Below are 16483 nucleotides of genomic sequence, written 5' to 3'. Positions count from 1 at the left end.
CGCCGGCCTCATCATGTGGGGCATCGTGCGGCTCGTCCGGCGCCGCCGCAGCGCGCAGAGGACTGCGGCAGCGGCCACCCCCACGCGTACGGACACCGAGCCGGACTAGGCGCGGTCGACCCGCCAGAAGCGCCAGCTCGGTGGTCGCCGCGTCTCGGCCGCGGCGCGCTCCGCAGTCCGGCGAGCGGCGGCAGCGCGTCGTTCCGTCCAGTCGTGCACCCACTGGTCGACTTCGACGGTCGGCGTCACGACCGGGGGTCCGCCGAGCAGCTGCCGCCTCGCTTCGATGACGCGGTGATTGAAGTCCTCGAGGTACTCGCGCACCTCTGCGTCGGTGCGGAGCTCATCCAGACGGGTCGCGAGGGAGGCGTACTCAGTGCGCAGGGTCAGCGCGGGTGGCCCCAGTCCGGTCAGGCGCTCGCGTTCGATCTTGCGCCGGATCCACCAGTCCGGATCGTTGCCGGCGCCCAGACCGGGGATCGGCTTGCCCGCACCCGCCAGGTTGTCGAAGTCGCCCCGACGGATCGCCTGATCGATGGCGATCTCGACGACGGCGGCGCGTTCCGCCTCGCTCCAGATTCGGGTCTCAGCAGGCGGTTCCTCCTCGTCGAGCGGATCCTCACCACGCTCGAGCGCCTGCTTGCGCAGGCGGTACCGCATCGCTGCATCCCGGCTGTCGTGGCTCATGCTCACCTCCACGCGTACCCCTCCAGGTTAACCGCGGATTCAGCGGACGGCCCCTAGGGTTGGGGCCATGAAGGTCGCGATGCTCGGCCCGATCGCGTGGCGCACCCCGCCGCGGCACTACGGCCCCTGGGAGCGCGTGACGAGTCTTCTGACCGAGGGACTCGTTCGCCGTGGCGTGGATGTGACCCTCTTCGCGGCCGGCGACTCACTCACCGCAGCGCGCCTCGAGTCGGTTGCTGCACACGGATACGAGGAGGACCGGTCGATGGACGGCCGGGTGTGGGAAGCACTCCACGTCGCGCACGCGATCGACCTCTCGGCCGACTTCGACCTCGTGCACAACCAGCTCGACTGGCTGCCGCTGGCTTTCTCCGCGCAGTGGCGCGCGCCGATGGTCACGACGATCCACGGCTTCTCGGGAGCCGGCATCCTGCCCGCCTACCAACGCGGGGCATCGGCGTTCGTCTCGATATCGGACGCCGATCGCTCCCCTGTTCTGGACTATCTGGCGACCGTGCACCACGGGATCGACATGTCGGAATTCGACGGGACCGCCGCGCCGGGCGACGACCTCGTCGTCTTCGGCAGGATTCACCCGGACAAGGGCATTGCCGATGCCATCGAGATCGCCCGGGTGGCCGACCGCCGTCTCGTGATCTGCGGCATCGTGCAGGACGCTTCATACTTCGCCGAGCGCATCGAACCCGCCGTCGACGGCGACCGCGTCGTGTACCGAGGCTCCGTCGGACCGGAAGAGCGCGCCGAGATCCTGGCAGCTGCGGCGGTGCTCCTGCATCCCATCCACTTCGACGAGCCGTTCGGCCTGTCGGTCGTGGAGGCCATGGCGTGCGGCACGCCCGTCGTCGCGTACCGGCGCGGATCGATGCCGGAGATCATCGACGAAGGCGTCACAGGTTTCGCCGTCGCCGATCTCGCCGAAGCGGTCGGCGCGGTGCCGCGAGCTGCCGCGCTGGACCGCGGACTCGTACGTTCGCGCGCGCGGGAGCGCTTCGACGTCGAGCGGATGGTCGACGGATATCTCGAGGTGTATCGGACCGTGCTCGAGGTGAGGCACCAGGGAAAGGTGGAACCGGTATGACATTGCAGCGCCACTCCGCGAGGCTCGATCACGACCCGGCGCGTGTCATCGCGCGGTTCTTCCTCCCCGGAGACGAGCTGACGTCGTCGCCGTCCCGCGCCTCCCAGGTCGTCGCCCGCGTCATGGCTTTGCCGGAGCACGAGGTCGCGGAGACCGCCGAAGCCGTACTCGGCGAGTTCTCGGAGCGGCATCCGCATGCCACCGCGACGCTGGCCGCCAACGCCCGTGCGGTGGGCACCCGCATCCTGCAGGAGAACGCCGTCAGCGACGCCCAGGCCCTCGTCCTCGGAGGGGCTTTCACGGCCGAGTACGCCGTGGAAGGCGCGGCCCTGTGCAATCCGAGCGCGGTGGTCCATCCTTCCCAGGAAGGACTCGCCCCGGGCGAATTGCGGGTGGCGCTGTCGCTGCGCGGCATCGGGGAGGGCCACATCTCGGCCATCGAATTCGCGGATGCCGTCATCGGCGCGGACGGCACATGGACGTTCGGCGAACGATCTGCCGAGATCTTCGCGGCGACCATCAGCCACGGGGACTGGGCGCGCCGCCACTTCAGCCGGGTGCTCGAGAACGAGGGACACCTCTCCGACCCCACCAGCGCGGTCCTCAACGACCTTCCGGATCGCTTCACCGTGCTCGAGCTGGAGAGCGCGCTGTGGTCGCTGCCCGAACAGCTTTCTCTGCGATCGGACCGCCGCGTTCCCACGGAGACGTTGCGTGAGATCGCAGCGACCGCGTACCACGCTGACTTCCCGGCGGATTCGCCGCTCAGCGGGCGCGTGCTGCTTCCTGTCACCGCCGAGGAGAACAACGGCGTGGAGGATGCCCGGTTCGTGCTGTTCACGCATCCCGACGGACGCACCGAGTACCGAGCCACCTATACGGCGTACGACGGCCGCGACATCGCGCCGCGGCTCATCACATCAGACGATCTGGTCGGCTTCGCCATGCACCGCCTCACCGGCAGCGGCGCGCTCAACAAGGGCATGGCGCTGTTCCCCAGGCTGGTGGGCGGTAAGCACCTCGCCCTCAGTCGCGTCGACGGCGAGAGCATCTCGCTCGCGAGTTCGGAGGACGGGGAGATCTGGGACGACCGTGGAGTCGTTCACCGGCCCAAGGAGATGTGGGAGGTGATCCAGGTCGGCAACTGCGGCGCACCTATCGAGACGCCGCACGGCTGGCTCGTCCTGACCCATGGCGTCGGGCCCCTGCGGACCTATTGTCTGGGCGCGCTGCTGCTCGATCTGGACGACCCGTCGCGGGTCGTCGCACGCACGACCACTCCACTGCTGCGGCCGGAGGGTGAGATGCGCACCGGCTACGTCCCCCGCGTCGTCTACTCCTGCGGGGCGATCGTGCACAACGGCACGCTGTGGATCCCCGTCGGAGTGGGCGACTCGCGCATCCGGGTGTATTCGATCGAGACGGCCGCGCTGATCGACTCGATGACGAGAGTGGATGCCGCAGCCGACGTCGTCGTGTGACCGGCGGCGACCGCGGTTCTACTCGGTCGCGTGGACGCACCCGGGCGGCTCGGAGTTGCCGCTGATCGTGAACTCTTCGCACGTGAGGAACCGCGCCTGGTTGAGACCCAGCAGGAGAGAGGCCACCCCGACGCCGACCACCACTCCCACGATGAGCCATCGTTGCCGTGCGGTGGAGTTCTGGCCGAAGTCCGGCCACATGATGCGTGCGAGGACCCACACCGTCAGGGGACTCGCGATGAGCACCACGAGCAGCGCGAACGCGGTCGCCAGGAATGTGAACAGATCGGTGGTGTCGAAGTCGATGAAGCTGAAGATCAGCCACACCGAGGGAAGAAGCAGCAGGAGAGCACGAAGGAGTCGGCGGCCGACGGGGCGCCGCTCGAAGAGGACGAACACGAAGGCCGCGGTCGAGGCGGCCCAGAGCGTCAGCAGCTGATCGAAGAACAGCACGCCCCACGCGCCCAGCGTGAACGAGGGCCACCACACCACTGTCGCCATTCCGACGGAGATGACGGCGAGCGGAATGTCGCGGCGACGCTTCTCGGTTGCCGCGGGGACGGTGCCATCGGGCACAGCACTGTCGGTCATAGGCGCGAACGTAGCGCATCCGACCCGACGAGACGGATCGGCGGCATCCTAGGCGAGCCCGCGAGTGTCCGCCAGACCGGTCGTGATGGGCGGCGCGCGGGCAGGATGCCGGAAGGACAACCGAGGAGGACGGCATGGCCGAAGGACTGTCGAAGGGCGATCGCGTGAGCTGGAACACGTCCCAGGGACGCACGCGCGGGAAGATCGTCGAGCGCAAGACGAGCGACTTCGATTTCGCCGGCCAGCACTTCACGGCATCCGCCGACGAGCCGGCATACATCGTCGAATCGGAGAAGAGCGGCGACCGCGCGGCGCACAAGCAGTCGGCGCTGCGCAAGCTCACCTGAGCGACCCTGCCGGAATGGGATGCCGGTGACCCGGGTTGCATCCGGCATGCAGCGCTTCGGAACCCTCTCGTTCGGACACTACGGCCCGTTGGGCGGCGGACGGACGCTGACTGCGGGTGACTCGATGCGGCAGGCCATCGACCTCGCGCAGGGCATGGACGACTTGGGCGTCAACGGCACGTACTTCCGTGTGCACCATTTCGCGCGGCAGCAATCCTCTCCGATGCCCCTGCTCGCGGCGATCGCCGCGCGGACGGAGCGCATCGAGGTCGGCACAGGTGTGATCGACATGCGCTACGAGAACCCGCTCTATCTCGCGGAGGAGGCTGCGGCCCTCGACCTCATCAGCGATGGGCGACTCGCACTGGGCGTGAGCCGCGGGTCACCCGAGACGGTCGTCCGCGGATACGAGGCGTTCGGCTACACCGGCTCGGAAGATCCGCGAGGCGCCGACATCGCCCGCGAGCACTTCGAGAAGTTCCTCCGCGCGGTGGAGGGCGAAGGTCTGGCCGAGCGGGACTCCTCGAGTCCGTTCGGCGGAGGCACCGGTGCGCAGCGCGTCGAGCCGCACTCCCCCGGCCTGCGTTCGCGCATCTGGTGGGGCGCAGGCAACAGCGAGTCCGCCGCGTGGGCTGGGCATGTCGGGGTCAACCTGATGTCGTCCACACTTCTCACTGAGGCGAGCGGGGAGCCGTTCGACGAGTTGCAGGCACAGCAGATCGAGACGTTCCGGACCGCATGGCACGAAGCCGGCCACCCGGGCGAGCCGCGCGTGTCGGTGAGTCGCAGCATCTTCCCGATCACCACAGCCGAGGATCAGATGTACTTCGGCGGTCGCCAGGACGGCGACCAGATCGGCGTGATCGACGGCATGCGCTCGACGTTCGGAAAGACCTACGCCGCGGCACCCGATGTGCTGGTCGGGCAGCTCCTGGAGGATGCCGCCATCCGCAGTGCCGACACCCTGATGCTCACGATTCCGAGTCAGCTCGGCGTCGAGTTCAACCTGCGCATCATCGACTCGTTCGCGACACATGTGGCGCCGGCCCTCGGCTGGGTGAGCACGCGCGCCTGACCCACCTCTCCCCACGTGTCGATCGCGGCTGCGGCTCAGCGTCAGAACATCCACGACTCGAAGCCCCCGCCGCCCCCCTTTGGCGGATCGACGATCACCGCCGGCGGATCCTGCCTGCGGCGTACGCGGCGGATGATCGCGCCGAGCAGTCGACCCTCGATACCTGTGCGCCCTGCCCGGAGGCGAACGAACTCGGCGGGTCGCGGTCCGGTCGGCATGGCCCGCGGCAGTGATCCCGCCGCCACCAGCCAAGCGGGGAGCCCCAGTATCCGAAGGACCCGGCCGAGGCGCTCCGACTCGTACACGCTGTCCGAATCGAGCTCGTCCTCCAGCAGTTCGGTGAGCGGCTCCGCGGCGTCCGGCTGGTTCCACAGCTCAGCGAGCGTGACAGCGTGCTCGGCGCCGATCGGCTCGGTGAGGACGTCATCATCGGCCCCAGGCTCGCGGGACGGATCGCTGCAGTAGCGTGCGACCTCCTCGCCTGCACGCCAGGCGACGAGCGCGAGCTGCCGGTCGCGACGCACCCGCACTGCGAGCAGAGGGCCGGGTACCTCCTGCGCGAGAAGAGCCGCGACCTCGATCACGCCGCGGCGGCCGTCGGCGACCACCCCTCCACCCGGGTCGCCGATCACGACGAGCCAGCCGTCTCGGGGCGGGGCGACCCAGCCCGAGAAGCGGATGCCGCGCAACGCCGCCATGACCTCGGACGACGTGATGCCGTCTGCCGGGATGATCGCGGCGCCGTAGGTGTGACCCTGAGCACCATCGTCGGTGCTCGAGGCGGTTGGCGGTGGGAGGTACACGCCTCGATCATCGCAGGATGAGGCAGCCGACCGCTGCTCTACGCACGCGCCGCCATCGCGGCCAGGCTCGCGCCGACAAGGCGCTGGGTCGTCCATTCGCTCATCGGCGCGGCGCCGATCGCGCGATAGAAGTCGATCGCGGAGGTGTTCCAGTCGAGCACGGTCCACTCGAGTCGTGTGTACTCGCGTTCGATGCACACCTCGGCGAGACGGGCGATCAGCGCCTTGCCGTAACCCCGGCCGCGCTGAGACTCGTCGACGTAAAGGTCCTCGAGCCAGATCCCGTGCCTTCCGGTCCATGTGGAGTAGGTCAGGAACCAGATGGCGATCGCGACGATGCCGCCGTCCCGCTCGATGACGTGAGCGAACGCTCGGGGCTCGGCGCCGAAGAGGGTCTCGGTGAGCGCCGGGACGGTGTTCTCCACTGCCTCCGGCTCGCGCTCGTAGAGGGCGAGACCGTGAATGCCGTCGAGGATGCCGGCCTCGTCGCCTGGACGCGCCTCGCGCAGGATCGCACCGTCGGGGAGTGCTCGTGAGGCCATGCGCTCAGCCGTTGTCTTCGATGAGGTGCAGCTGCGTTCCGTCGAGGTCGATGAGATACCCGGCGCGCTGACCCCATTCCCGCAGCGCGACCGGGATGAGGCGCGGAATGCCGACCGTCACCTCAGGAACGCCGCTCTCACGGACGGCCTCGTAGAGCTCGTCGAGATCGGCGATGCGGATACTCGCCATGAACCAGCTCTCGTACGGATCGTGCTCGGGAGCGAGGAAGAACTCGAGGACGATTCCTCCCCGCCGGATGATGAGCCACCCGCCGTCGCGATAGGACACCACGAAGCCGAATCCGCCGTAGAACGCGGCGGTGCTGTCGAAGTCACGGGCGGGCAGGTTCGGCACAGCGCGATCTGACATGTGCCGATGACTCACGCCGGCGGTCTGCGCAGCACGGCCCAGCGGGGCATGCCGACGGCCGAGAGCATCGCGCGCTGCGGCGATCTCATCGGCGCCTCCCGGTTCTTCGGTTCCGTCGCGGTGGGTCATTCGGTTCGACCGACCTCGAGAGCCAACCCGACGGCTTCGGTGAGCTCGTCCAGAGCCTGCGCGAGGCGCTCGAGCTCGTCTGCGTGCAGCGTCGGCAGTGATTCAGCGATCCGCGCGACGAGTGTCACCGGGTCGGCGTTCTCGGATGGGTGTGGAGTCACAAGGCCATTGTCCGATGCCGCGACCTTGCGCACCACCGCCGCAGCGTGGCGTCAGAACGGTGCCGGTCCCGGATGGGTCGCCGTGAACACCGGCACCCTCCGTTCGGGCTCGACACGGTACCGTCGTCCGGCCGGCGACGTCCACAGCAGCGCCCCACCAGAGTCCGCGATCTGTTCGACGCGCCATCGGCCATGGTGCTTGATGGTGTGATGACCCTTGCAGAGCGGTGTCAGATTGTTCAGCGAAGTCTCACCACCGTGCTCCCACGCGACGTTGTGATCGATCTCGCATCTCGCGGCGGGAATGTTGCATCCCGGCCCCATGCACGTCTCCGCTCGCCATTGCACGAGACGTCGGAGCTCGGGCGGCGGTCGATATCGCTCCCGTCCCACTGAGAGAACCATGCCGGTCTCGGGGTGGGTGAGTACGCGCATCCACCCGGCGGATCCTGCGCACAACGCACGAGCGCGGTCCATCGGAATCGGACCCACTCCTTCCGCAGAGGCGATCTGAGGATCATCGCCCGGGCCCGGGGCGCCGAGCAGTGCCAGCGCGGGAACGGTGACCACGGCCGTGGGTCGGATCCCTCGCGCTTCCGACGGAAGCAGATCCGTCACGCCGTCGATGAGGATGTCGCAGAGGACGTCTGCACGCAGCTGATCCAGGGTGCGCGTTTCGTCCGGGTGCGCGGCCAGCACTTTCGCGCTGGCGGTCAGCCGACCGTGGATGGCATGGACTTCGACCGCAGGGATCAGCGCGTGCAGCCAAGCCATGCCGTCGTCTACGTTCTCCACGAAGACCCGCCGCGCCTGCAGGGCATGTTCGTGTCGCTCGGTCAGCGTCACAGAGCGTGCACTCTCGATGAGCTTGCGGAGCTGACGCCGGAACGTGCCGACGGGGAGCGATTCAGCCAACTCGAGCGCGCGAGGAAGGAGGCGTCCGCGGAATTCAGGCTCGACGGCGTCCATCGCCTCCACGAGATCCACCGCGTGCCGCTGCGTCGTGCGCGCGCCGGCGAGAGATTCGAGCACGGACGGGTAGCGATGCACCAGCGCATCGGCTTGAGCGATCATCGCTCCGGCAGCCGCCTCCGTGATGGCGAGGGCGGCGGCCAGTTCGAGCCGCACTGATCGTTCGATCACGTCGTTCAGGTCGTAGCCGTGCCGACTCGCGTCGGCAAGGGCATCGCGGCGCATCTCGTCGACTCGCGCGAACCGCTGCGCGGCGTGGATGGAGATGGTAGCGTCCGCCTCGATGACGAGGTCAAGAGCGCTGGGTATGGGCGGGTGCCAGTCGTCCGGCCGTGCACACGCCTCCGCTTCGGGATCGAAGTCGGGCGCCGCTTCCATGCCTTCAGAGTAGAACGCACCTCCGACACTGGCGGCCCTCGGTCACGGCCAGCTGAACGGCAGCTCGCGCTCCTCGTTCCAGGGCTCGGTCCACCCGAGCCGGTCGAACAGCGCCGTCAGCAGCATCCCGGTGAACCCCCATACAAGATGTCCGCCCCTCGCATCGGGCAGAAGAAAGCCGGGTCCCCGCCACTCGCCTCCCTCGCGGCGGATCACCGTCGACCCGCGGTTCGCCGGGTCGAGCAGGTCGGCGACCGGGGCTCGGAAGACGTCGGACGACTCGGCCTCGTCCACAACACGCACCGGCGACGGATGCCGCCACCATGCGAGGACGGGCGTCACCACGTTCAGGGAGAACGAAAGCGGAACCGCCTCGAGGGGGCCCAGCACCTCGACGCCTGTCGGGTCGAGGCCCGTCTCCTCTCGGGCTTCGCGGAGCGCTGCGGCGACCGGTCCGTCGTCCTCGGGATCGACGCGACCGCCGGGGAACGCGACCTGGCCGGCGTGCGATCGCATCGTGGTCGCCCGGGCCAGGAGCAGCACGTCCAGGTCGCGCGACACGACGTCGGCTTCGGCATCGCGGTCGCTCGGCGTCGAGTCGAGAGCCCCGAACAGGATGAGGACGGCCGCCGGCCGTGCACTCGGCGCGTCGGGCAGATGTTCGAGACCGGCGAACTTCCGTCTGCCGGATGCCGCGGCGGCAGCAGCGCGGGCCAGGGAGGCGAGCTGCGCGCGGGCGCCCAGCGGAGCGGGATCGGCGGACATCCGTTCAGGCTACGCCGCTTGCGGAGCCCAGAGGGCTGCTTCTCCCGCGCAGAGGCTGTCCAGCGGAAACCAGAAATCCCGGTCCGATGGACCGGGATTTCTTGATGTGACCCCAGCGGGATTCGAACCCGCGTTACCGCCGTGAGAGGGCGGCGTACTAGGCCGCTATACGATGGGGCCGCAAGACAACCGTTCTATTCTGCCATGACGGCGGGAGCGCGACCAAATCGGCGTGGACCCCGGTCGGGCGGACCTCGCGTTCCCCTGGACCGCGACGCGAAGTCAAGCGCTTGCCTGGGGGTGAGCCGACCGGTTGACTCGGGGGATGCGAGTCACCAAGCACCAGCACGCCGCCCTCACCCTCCAGGACTCGGGCAAGACCCTGGTCATCGACCCCGGGTCGTTCACCGATCCGCTGTTCGATCTCTCCGAGGTCGTGGGCATCGTGATCACACACGAGCACCCCGACCACTGGACGCCCGATCACCTCGATCGGCTCCTCAAGAACGCCCCGGGCATACCGATCCTGGGGCCGGAGGGTTTCGCCAAGGCGGCCGCCGGCTACGACGTGACGGTCGTTCGTCCGGGCGACACGGTCACGATCGAGCCGTTCACCCTCACATTCTTCGGAGGCGCGCATGCCGTCATCCATGACACCGTCCCGGTGATCGACAACGTGGGCGTGCTGGTGAACGATGCGTTCTACTATCCCGGCGACTCCTACGCGGTGCCGAAGGGCGTGGACGTGAAGCTGCTCGCCGCACCGCTCGGCGCACCCTGGCTCAACATCGGCGAGGCCATGGACTTCGTCCTTGAGGTCTCGCCCCGCCAGGCGTTCGGCACGCACGACATGGGGCTGTCGGTCATCGGGCGCACGCAGCACCGCGCTCGTCTGCGCTGGGCGACGGAGAAGGACGGCGGGGAGTTCCTCGAACTGGAGCCGGGAGACTCGGCCGACCTCTGACGGATGGGGCCTCTGGTCTTGCGCCCGCTCGACGACCGATGAGACGACGGATGCCGCGACCCGTGGGCCGCGGCATCCGTACGTCGACGAGCTCAGTGGTCGATAACGATCACTCCGCGTCGAGGTCGGTCTCGAGCAGGGTGACGAGTTCGTCGAGCGCCTGATCGGAGCCCTCCCCCTCGGCCTTCAGGGTCACGACCGTCCCGTGCGAGGCGCCGAGTCCCATGAGCGAGAGGATGCTGCCCGCATTCAGATCGGGGCCGCCGTCGACCGCGATCGTGACCGGGATCTTCTTCTCCTGCACGGCCTGCACGAAGAGCTTGGCGGGCCGGGCGTGGAGGCCCGAGCTGCTCGCGATGGTTGCCTGACGTTCTGCCATTTCGTTACGTCCCTTTCTTGGAGTTCAGCTGACTCCAGCATTCCCCATTCGGGATGCCGGTGCGTGCGGTCACGCGGGAACCGCGGTCGCCGCGGCGGCCTCGGCCTCGGCCTCCTGCAGCTCCTTCGGCGCGATGAAGCGCTTGAAGGCGACCACCAGGAAGGCCGTGACGACGGTTCCGGCGGCCAGTGCCACCAGGAAGCCCCAGATCGGGCTGATGGCGAACAGGACGAAGATGCCGCCGTGCGGAGCGTACGACTGCACGCCGAACACCATGCACAGCGCACCGGTGACGGCGCCGCCGACCATGGACGCGGGGATGACCCGGAGCGGGTCGGCCGCCGCGAACGGAATGGCGCCCTCTGAGATGAACGATGCTCCCAGCAGCCACGCCGACTTGCCGTTCTCCCGCTCGACCGGGGTGAAGACCGGGCGGGCGAGCACGGTGGAGGCGAGTGCCATCGCGAGCGGCGGGACCATTCCCGCGCACATGACGGCGCCCATGATCAGCAGCGGCGCCGGGTTGTCGGCCGAGCCCGCGGCCAGACCCGCTACGGCGAACGCGTAGGCCACCTTGTTGACGGGACCGCCGAGGTCGAAGCACATCATGAGGCCGAGGATGACGCCCAGCAGGATCGCCGATCCCCCCGACTCGGTGAGGCTGGTGAGCCACGCGGTCAGCACATCCATGAAGGCCGCGATCGGACGGGCCAGGAGCAGCACGAGGAGGCCCGACGCGATGATCGACCCCACGAGGGGGATGATCACGACCGGCATCAGACCCCGCAGCCAACGCGGAGCGGGCAGCCGACCGAGCCACCAGGCGACGACTCCGGCGAGCAGACCGCCGACGATGCCGCCGATGAAGCCGGCGTCCATCAGCGCCGCGATCGCGCCGGCGACGAAGCCGGGAGCGATGCCCGGCCGGTCGGCGATCGCGAACGCGATGTAGCCGGCGAGCGCCGAGACCAGGAAGCCCATCGATGTCACTCCGATGATGAAGAAGACCGAGCCGAGGTACTGACCCAGCGGGCCGAACGGCGAGGTGATGTTCTCGGTGGGCAGATTCCACAGCGCATTGTCCTTGACCACGGTCGCGGCATCCGCTGTCACCTCATAGCCGCCGAGGAGGAAGCCCAGTGCGATCAGGAGACCTCCACCGGCGACGAACGGGATCATGTAGCTCACACCGGTGAGCAGGATCCGCTGGATGCGCGCGCCCCATGAGAGCTGCGTCGCGGCGGTGGCAGTGGACGCTGTGGCGGTACCGCTGACGCGGGCGGCGTTCGGGTCGTTCGCCGCGGCGACCGCCTCGGCGATCAGGCGGTCGGGCTGCTCGATGCCCCGCTTGACGCCGGAGCGCACGACGGGCTTGCCGGCGAAGCGCCCGGGCTCCCGAACGTCGACGTCGGTCGCGAAGATGACCGCGTCGGCGTTGTCGATCGCGCTGCTGGGCAGGGCCTGGTATCCGCTCGAGCCCTGGGGCTCGACGACGAGGTCGATCCCGGACTTCTTGCCGGCGGCGGTCAGCGCGTCCGCCGCCATGAACGTGTGGGCGATGCCCGTGGCACACGCGGTGACCGCGACGATGCGAGCGGGACGCCCGTCGACGCTCAGCCCGTCCGCGACGCCGGCGGTTGCAGGAGCGGCTGCGGTCGGTGCGGCGGCCGCAGGCGCTGCGGCAGGTGCGGCAGGTGCGGCATCCCCCTCGCCGATGGCATTGCGCACGATCGCGACGACCTCGTCGGCGGTGGTGGCGGCACGCAGGCCCGCCGTGAAGTCGTCCTGCATGAGGCTGCGGGCGAGCTTCGAGAGCACCGCGAGATGGGCCTCGGCCGCGCCCGCGGGGGCCGCGATGAGGAAGACGAGATCCGCGGGCCCGTCAGGAGCACCGAAGTCGACACCGGGCTGCAGCCGCGCGAAGGCGAGGGACGCCTCGACGACGGCGGAGCTCTTCGCGTGCGGGATGGCGATTCCGCCGGGAAGGCCGGTCTCGTCCTTCTGTTCGCGAGCCCACGCATCGTCGAAGAGGGCTTGCGGGTCGGTGGCACGGCCCTGCTGAGCGACACGCGCCGCGAGGGCCCGGATCACCGCCGCCTTGTCTGCGCCGAGCGAGGTGTCGAGCGACACCAGCTCCGGCGTGATTGTTTGAGACACGATGACCTCCAATGGTCGGTAGTGCTGTGAAGCGGGGGGTTACTGCGGACGTATTCGGTTATGAGTGCGAGGCGGTGGGGACGGCCGCGAGCGGCCGGACGACGACCTCGCCGGTGGGCAGGTCGTCGGGAGTGGGCGCTTGGGTGCCGGGCAGGGATGCCGCGGCCGCGCCGTACTGGACGGATCGGCGCAGACGATCCGCGGGATCGTCGCCCGCGACGTCCGCGAGCAGGTACCCCGCGAGCGAGCTGTCGCCGGCGCCGACGGTGCTGACGACGCGGATCCGCGGCGGTGTCGCCTGCCACGCTCCGTCGCGGTCCACCAGCACGGCGCCGTCGGCACCCAATGTCACGAGCGCGGCGCCGACCCGGCTGGGTACGAGCGACCGTGCCACCGGCAGCACCGCGGCTGCCAGGTCGGCGCCGGGCTCGAGCACGACGCCGGCCAGATCGGCCAGCTCTTCGTCGTTCGGCTTGATCAGGTCGGGGGTCGCCTCATCGACCACGGCGCGCAGCGCGGCGCCGGACGTGTCCACGGCGATGCGCGGACTCTCGGCACCCCACGTCGTTCGGACGGCGCTGATGACGTCGACGTAGAAGCGCGCGCCGGCGCCCGGTGGCAGCGAGCCGGCGAGCACCAGCCAGTGCGCATTTTCACTCGCTGCCACGACCGCGGCGATGAGGGCGCTCACGTCGGCGGGCGAGAGTGTCGCTCCGGGCAGGTTGAGCTTCGTGGTGACCCCGGCCGGGTCGGTGATCGTCACGTTGGCGCGGACGTGACCGGCGATCTCAACGAGCCGGGCGGGCACGTCCGCGGAGACCAGGGCCGCGGCGAACGGATCATCGACCGCCAGAGGCAGCACGGCAACGGTCTCGACGCCGGCCGCGGCGATCACACGCGCGACGTTGATGCCCTTCCCGCCTGCGTCCTCCCGGGAAGATGCCGCGGCTTGCACTTCGCCGGGACGAAGCGCGCCTTCCAGGGTGATCGTCCGATCCAGCGACGGGTTGGCGTTGACGGTCACGATCTTTCCTGCAGTCATGCGAGCCATACCTCCACGTCGGCGTCCGACAGCGCAGCTGCGAGTTCTGCGTCGGGCGCGGCATCCGTCACGAGCACGTCGATGTCGGCGAGCGGCGCGAAGCTGACCAGCAGCTCTCGCCCCAGTTTGTCGGCGTCCGCGACGACGACGACTCGGCGCGCCGAGTGGACGATCGCAGTCTTGACCGCTGCCTCGTCCGGATCGGGCGTGCTCAGACCGAACGTCGGCGAGATGCCGTTCGTGCCGAGAAACGCGATGTCGGGGCGCAGCCGCTCGATCGTGCGGACGGTGTCGGCCCCCACCGCAGCGGCGGTCGCGGTGCGCACCCGCCCGCCGATGACGGTGAGCGAGGCATCCGCTGCCCCGGCGAGCGTGTGCGCCAGGGTCATGGCGTGCGTGACGACTTCGGCCTGGCCGCCGGTGAACATCAGGCGGTCGCCCAGCAGCGCGGCGACGGCGGCGGTGGTGGTCCCTGCGTCGAGGTACAGCGATCCTCGGAACCTGTCTCCGACGACCTCGAGGGCGCGGCGGGCGATCACCGCCTTCGCCTCGCTGCGCCGGTGGGACCGCTCGGCGAGGGTGAGCTCGACCATGGAGTCGCGTTCGCGGGTGACCGCCCCGCCGTGCACGCGCCGCAGCGCGCCCAGCCGCTCGAGGTGATCGAGATCGCGGCGCACCGTCTCAGTGGTGACGTCGAAGCGCCGCGCCAGGTCGATCACGCTGACGCGACCTTCATCGAGCAGCAGTCGCTCGATGAACTCTTGGCGCTCCATTGCGTACACGGTCAATTCCTCCTCGAATTCCCACACGCTACAACATAAAGCAACACGTTCGCAAGAGGGCGGGGCCGGTCGATTCGACGGTCCTCGGTACAGTCGGAGGATGCCGGACAAGCCAGCAGCGGAGGTCCAGGTCCACGAGCAGCTCGTGCGAGCTCTGATCTCGAGCCAGGCGACTGCGATCCCGGATGCCGCGACTCTTCCGCTCGCCCACGCCGCCGACGGCTGGGACTGCTCGGTGTGGCGACTCGGTGACGATTTCGCCGTCCGCCTCCCCCGTCGTGCGCTCTCGGCTCCGCTGGTTCTGCACGAGCAGGCGGTGCTTCCGAGCATCGCGGCGAGGCTCGCGCCCTCGGGCGTCGGGGTGCCTGCGCCGATCGTCTCGGGCCGCCCGGAGCTCGGCTACCCCTGGCCATGGTCGGTCGTGCCGTGGTTCGACGGCACCGCCGGCCTCGGCATCCCGCGTGCTGATCGGGCAGGATGGGCGACTCCACTCGCGGAAGCGCTGCTCGCGCTGCACGTTCCGGCGCCGCCGGATCATCCGGTCAATTCGGTTCGCGGCGTGCCGCTTGCCCGGCGGGCGGATGCCGTGGCCGGGCGAATGGAGTCGTTGCGCGGGCGCGTTTCGGATGTCGTGCTCGAGCGAGCGGGAGGACTGTGGGCTGCGGGGCTGCACGCGCCGCCCTGGTCGGGTGGACCGAGGTGGATCCACGGCGACCTGCACCCGGGCAACCTCATCGCCCGTGGATCGCACCTGGTCGCGATCATCGACTTCGGCGACGTCACCGGCGGAGATCCGGCCTACGATCTCGCGGTCGCCTGGCTCGCCTTCGATCAGGCGGGTCGCTCATCGTTCCGCGCCGCTGCCGGCGATGGTTACGACGAGGCGACGTGGACGCGAGCGCACGCGTGGGCCGCGGCGTTCACCCTGCTGCTGCTGGACCGGACCGACGATGACCCGGAGTACGCCACGCTCGCCGCCGATGCGTTGCAGGAGCTGTCGGGGTAGCGCATCGACAGCGCTCACGCCGCCTCGTCGGCGCTGGCGATCCAGACCTCCACGCTGTCCCCGATCAGCACGAAGCGCACGACGCTCCCGTCGGGGAGGTCGAAGCCCTCGACCTCGCGCATGCCCGGATAGAAGGTCAGGTCTGCGGTCGCTTCGAGCTGTTGCGGTGCGCATCCCGCGGCAACCCAGTCGCCGTCGTCGGTGGTCACCAGGACGCAGGCCGACCCTCCGGGAGTCTCGGCCGACCACACCTCGAGGTTGCGGAAGGGCGCATAGCGGGTCGGCGGGCTCGCATCGACGCCGTACATCGAGAAGTCGATGGTCTCGCCGTCCAGCGGAACCGATCTCAGCACGGCCTCGGGGTGTGGCGGCATCACGGCGGGGAGCGCCAGGCCGATGCCAAGGCCGACCACGGCGGCGACAGCGACGAACGCCCACGTCGGGACTCGATGCCAGCCGCGCACGCGCGGCGGAGCGGCGTCATCGGTGGGCGCGTCGGGCGGTGCTGCGGATGATGTGATGACGGCCGCATCGACGGATGCCGGGGGCGGCGTGCTCGACTGGGTGCCCGCGGGCGCGGCATCCGTGTTCTCATCCGGATTCGGCGCATCGGCACGTGCCATCCCCTCCAGCTCGACGAGTCGCGCGAGGGCGGTCGTGTCGAGGTGGATGTCGGCATCCGGGCCGTACGCCCGCGAGCGCAGCTCGGCGAGCTCCCGCTTGCGCTCGGACGACGGTGGCGGCGCATCCATG

19 protein-coding genes and 1 tRNA gene are annotated in these 16483 nt (G+C 69.5%); 6 read left to right on the top strand and 14 right to left on the bottom strand.

Features of this window, described 5'->3' with window-relative positions; all coding sequences use genetic code 11:
- Window positions 1-105: 105 nt before the first annotated feature.
- Window positions 106-687, bottom strand: a complete 582-nt coding sequence (locus VFX99_RS10620) for a DUF1992 domain-containing protein (protein WP_329666264.1) — start codon at window positions 685-687, stop codon at window positions 106-108.
- A gap of 67 nt (window positions 688-754) precedes the next feature.
- Between VFX99_RS10620 and VFX99_RS10615 the strand changes: the two genes are divergently transcribed.
- Entirely contained in the window at window positions 755-1786 is a 1032-nt protein-coding gene (locus VFX99_RS10615) for a glycosyltransferase family 4 protein (protein ID WP_329666263.1), read from the top strand.
- Window positions 1783-3267, top strand: a complete 1485-nt coding sequence (locus VFX99_RS10610) for a glycosylase (protein WP_329666262.1) — start codon at window positions 1783-1785, stop codon at window positions 3265-3267. The genes VFX99_RS10615 and VFX99_RS10610 overlap by 4 nt, the downstream gene beginning before the upstream one ends.
- 18 nt (window positions 3268-3285) lie before the next feature.
- Here the strand turns inward: VFX99_RS10610 and VFX99_RS10605 are convergent, their stop codons facing one another.
- Window positions 3286-3858, bottom strand: coding sequence for a hypothetical protein (locus tag VFX99_RS10605; RefSeq protein ID WP_329666261.1), 573 nt, complete (start codon window positions 3856-3858; stop codon window positions 3286-3288).
- Between the two features lie 134 nt (window positions 3859-3992).
- Between VFX99_RS10605 and VFX99_RS10600 the strand changes: the two genes are divergently transcribed.
- On the top strand, window positions 3993-4205 hold the full coding sequence (locus VFX99_RS10600; RefSeq protein WP_329666260.1) for a DUF2945 domain-containing protein: 213 nt from the start codon (window positions 3993-3995) through the stop codon (window positions 4203-4205).
- 46 nt (window positions 4206-4251) lie between these two features.
- A complete protein-coding gene (locus tag VFX99_RS10595; RefSeq protein WP_329666266.1) occupies window positions 4252-5280 on the top strand; it encodes an LLM class flavin-dependent oxidoreductase in 1029 nt (342 codons plus the stop codon).
- Between the two features lie 41 nt (window positions 5281-5321).
- Here VFX99_RS10595 and VFX99_RS10590 read toward each other — a convergent pair whose 3' ends face one another.
- The 7 genes from VFX99_RS10590 to VFX99_RS10560 all read right to left on the bottom strand — a co-directional run bounded on the left by VFX99_RS10590 (window position 5322) and on the right by VFX99_RS10560 (window position 9580).
- Window positions 5322-6083, bottom strand: a complete 762-nt coding sequence (locus tag VFX99_RS10590) for a hypothetical protein (protein WP_329666259.1) — start codon at window positions 6081-6083, stop codon at window positions 5322-5324.
- Window positions 6084-6121: 38 nt separating this feature from the next.
- The gene (locus VFX99_RS10585; RefSeq protein WP_329666258.1) at window positions 6122-6625 is read right to left on the bottom strand and encodes a GNAT family N-acetyltransferase; all 504 of its coding nucleotides are present in this window, start codon (window positions 6623-6625) and stop codon (window positions 6122-6124) included.
- A 4-nt stretch (window positions 6626-6629) separates the two neighbouring features.
- A complete protein-coding gene (locus VFX99_RS10580; protein WP_329666257.1) occupies window positions 6630-6995 on the bottom strand; it encodes a bleomycin resistance protein in 366 nt (121 codons plus the stop codon).
- Between the two features lie 125 nt (window positions 6996-7120).
- On the bottom strand, window positions 7121-7285 hold the full coding sequence (locus VFX99_RS10575; protein WP_329666256.1) for a hypothetical protein: 165 nt from the start codon (window positions 7283-7285) through the stop codon (window positions 7121-7123).
- A 51-nt stretch (window positions 7286-7336) separates the two neighbouring features.
- Window positions 7337-8635, bottom strand: a complete 1299-nt coding sequence (locus tag VFX99_RS10570) for an HNH endonuclease signature motif containing protein (RefSeq protein ID WP_329666255.1) — start codon at window positions 8633-8635, stop codon at window positions 7337-7339.
- A gap of 42 nt (window positions 8636-8677) precedes the next feature.
- A complete protein-coding gene (locus VFX99_RS10565) occupies window positions 8678-9400 on the bottom strand; it encodes a CoA pyrophosphatase (RefSeq protein WP_329666254.1) in 723 nt (240 codons plus the stop codon).
- A 107-nt stretch (window positions 9401-9507) separates the two neighbouring features.
- Window positions 9508-9580: transfer RNA gene (locus VFX99_RS10560), tRNA-Glu, on the bottom strand.
- A gap of 145 nt (window positions 9581-9725) precedes the next feature.
- Between VFX99_RS10560 and VFX99_RS10555 the strand changes: the two genes are divergently transcribed.
- Window positions 9726-10364, top strand: a complete 639-nt coding sequence (locus tag VFX99_RS10555; protein ID WP_329666253.1) for an MBL fold metallo-hydrolase — start codon at window positions 9726-9728, stop codon at window positions 10362-10364.
- Between the two features lie 109 nt (window positions 10365-10473).
- Here the strand turns inward: VFX99_RS10555 and VFX99_RS10550 are convergent, their stop codons facing one another.
- From VFX99_RS10550 to VFX99_RS10535, 4 genes are all read right to left on the bottom strand, one after another.
- Window positions 10474-10743, bottom strand: a complete 270-nt coding sequence (locus VFX99_RS10550) for an HPr family phosphocarrier protein (RefSeq protein ID WP_329666252.1) — start codon at window positions 10741-10743, stop codon at window positions 10474-10476.
- 69 nt (window positions 10744-10812) lie between these two features.
- Window positions 10813-12900, bottom strand: a complete 2088-nt coding sequence (locus VFX99_RS10545) for a fructose-specific PTS transporter subunit EIIC (protein ID WP_329666251.1) — start codon at window positions 12898-12900, stop codon at window positions 10813-10815.
- Between the two features lie 58 nt (window positions 12901-12958).
- Window positions 12959-13951 carry a 1-phosphofructokinase gene (pfkB, locus tag VFX99_RS10540; RefSeq protein WP_329666250.1) on the bottom strand — a complete coding sequence of 331 codons (993 nt, stop codon included), beginning with the start codon at window positions 13949-13951 and terminating at the stop codon, window positions 12959-12961.
- Window positions 13939-14724 carry a DeoR/GlpR family DNA-binding transcription regulator gene (locus tag VFX99_RS10535; protein WP_329666265.1) on the bottom strand — a complete coding sequence of 262 codons (786 nt, stop codon included), beginning with the start codon at window positions 14722-14724 and terminating at the stop codon, window positions 13939-13941. Before VFX99_RS10535 ends, pfkB begins: the two co-directional genes overlap by 13 nt.
- A gap of 100 nt (window positions 14725-14824) precedes the next feature.
- On the opposite strand from VFX99_RS10535, the gene VFX99_RS10530 reads away from it, so the two are divergent.
- Entirely contained in the window at window positions 14825-15730 is a 906-nt protein-coding gene (locus VFX99_RS10530) for an aminoglycoside phosphotransferase family protein (protein ID WP_329666249.1), read from the top strand.
- A 14-nt stretch (window positions 15731-15744) separates the two neighbouring features.
- On the opposite strand, the gene VFX99_RS10525 is transcribed toward VFX99_RS10530, so the two are convergent.
- On the bottom strand, window positions 15745-16483 hold a 739-nt coding region (locus tag VFX99_RS10525; protein ID WP_329666248.1), incomplete at its 5' end, for a hypothetical protein.

Source organism: Microbacterium sp. (assembly GCF_036277215.1).
Classification (GTDB): domain Bacteria; phylum Actinomycetota; class Actinomycetes; order Actinomycetales; family Microbacteriaceae; genus Microbacterium.
Note: the sequence above shows the minus strand (reverse complement) of the source record. Positions and strands in the feature narration are given on the sequence as shown.

Excerpts from the sequence above, each read along its gene's own strand:
- VFX99_RS10530 (WP_329666249.1), top strand. The coding sequence starts at position 14,825 with ATGCCGGACAAGCCAGCAGCGGAGGTCCAGGTCCACGAGCAGCTCGTG.
- VFX99_RS10615 (WP_329666263.1), top strand. The coding sequence starts at position 755 with ATGAAGGTCGCGATGCTCGGCCCGATCGCGTGGCGCACCCCGCCGCGG.
- VFX99_RS10580 (WP_329666257.1), bottom strand. The coding sequence starts at position 6,995 with ATGTCAGATCGCGCTGTGCCGAACCTGCCCGCCCGTGACTTCGACAGC.
- VFX99_RS10550 (WP_329666252.1), bottom strand. The coding sequence starts at position 10,743 with ATGGCAGAACGTCAGGCAACCATCGCGAGCAGCTCGGGCCTCCACGCC.
- VFX99_RS10600 (WP_329666260.1), top strand. The coding sequence starts at position 3,993 with ATGGCCGAAGGACTGTCGAAGGGCGATCGCGTGAGCTGGAACACGTCC.
- VFX99_RS10555 (WP_329666253.1), top strand. The coding sequence starts at position 9,726 with ATGCGAGTCACCAAGCACCAGCACGCCGCCCTCACCCTCCAGGACTCG.
- VFX99_RS10605 (WP_329666261.1), bottom strand. The coding sequence starts at position 3,858 with ATGACCGACAGTGCTGTGCCCGATGGCACCGTCCCCGCGGCAACCGAG.
- pfkB (WP_329666250.1), bottom strand. The coding sequence starts at position 13,951 with ATGGCTCGCATGACTGCAGGAAAGATCGTGACCGTCAACGCCAACCCG.
- VFX99_RS10620 (WP_329666264.1), bottom strand. The coding sequence starts at position 687 with ATGAGCCACGACAGCCGGGATGCAGCGATGCGGTACCGCCTGCGCAAG.
- VFX99_RS10595 (WP_329666266.1), top strand. The coding sequence starts at position 4,252 with ATGCAGCGCTTCGGAACCCTCTCGTTCGGACACTACGGCCCGTTGGGC.
- VFX99_RS10585 (WP_329666258.1), bottom strand. The coding sequence starts at position 6,625 with ATGGCCTCACGAGCACTCCCCGACGGTGCGATCCTGCGCGAGGCGCGT.
- VFX99_RS10565 (WP_329666254.1), bottom strand. The coding sequence starts at position 9,400 with ATGTCCGCCGATCCCGCTCCGCTGGGCGCCCGCGCGCAGCTCGCCTCC.
- VFX99_RS10610 (WP_329666262.1), top strand. The coding sequence starts at position 1,783 with ATGACATTGCAGCGCCACTCCGCGAGGCTCGATCACGACCCGGCGCGT.
- VFX99_RS10570 (WP_329666255.1), bottom strand. The coding sequence starts at position 8,635 with ATGGAAGCGGCGCCCGACTTCGATCCCGAAGCGGAGGCGTGTGCACGG.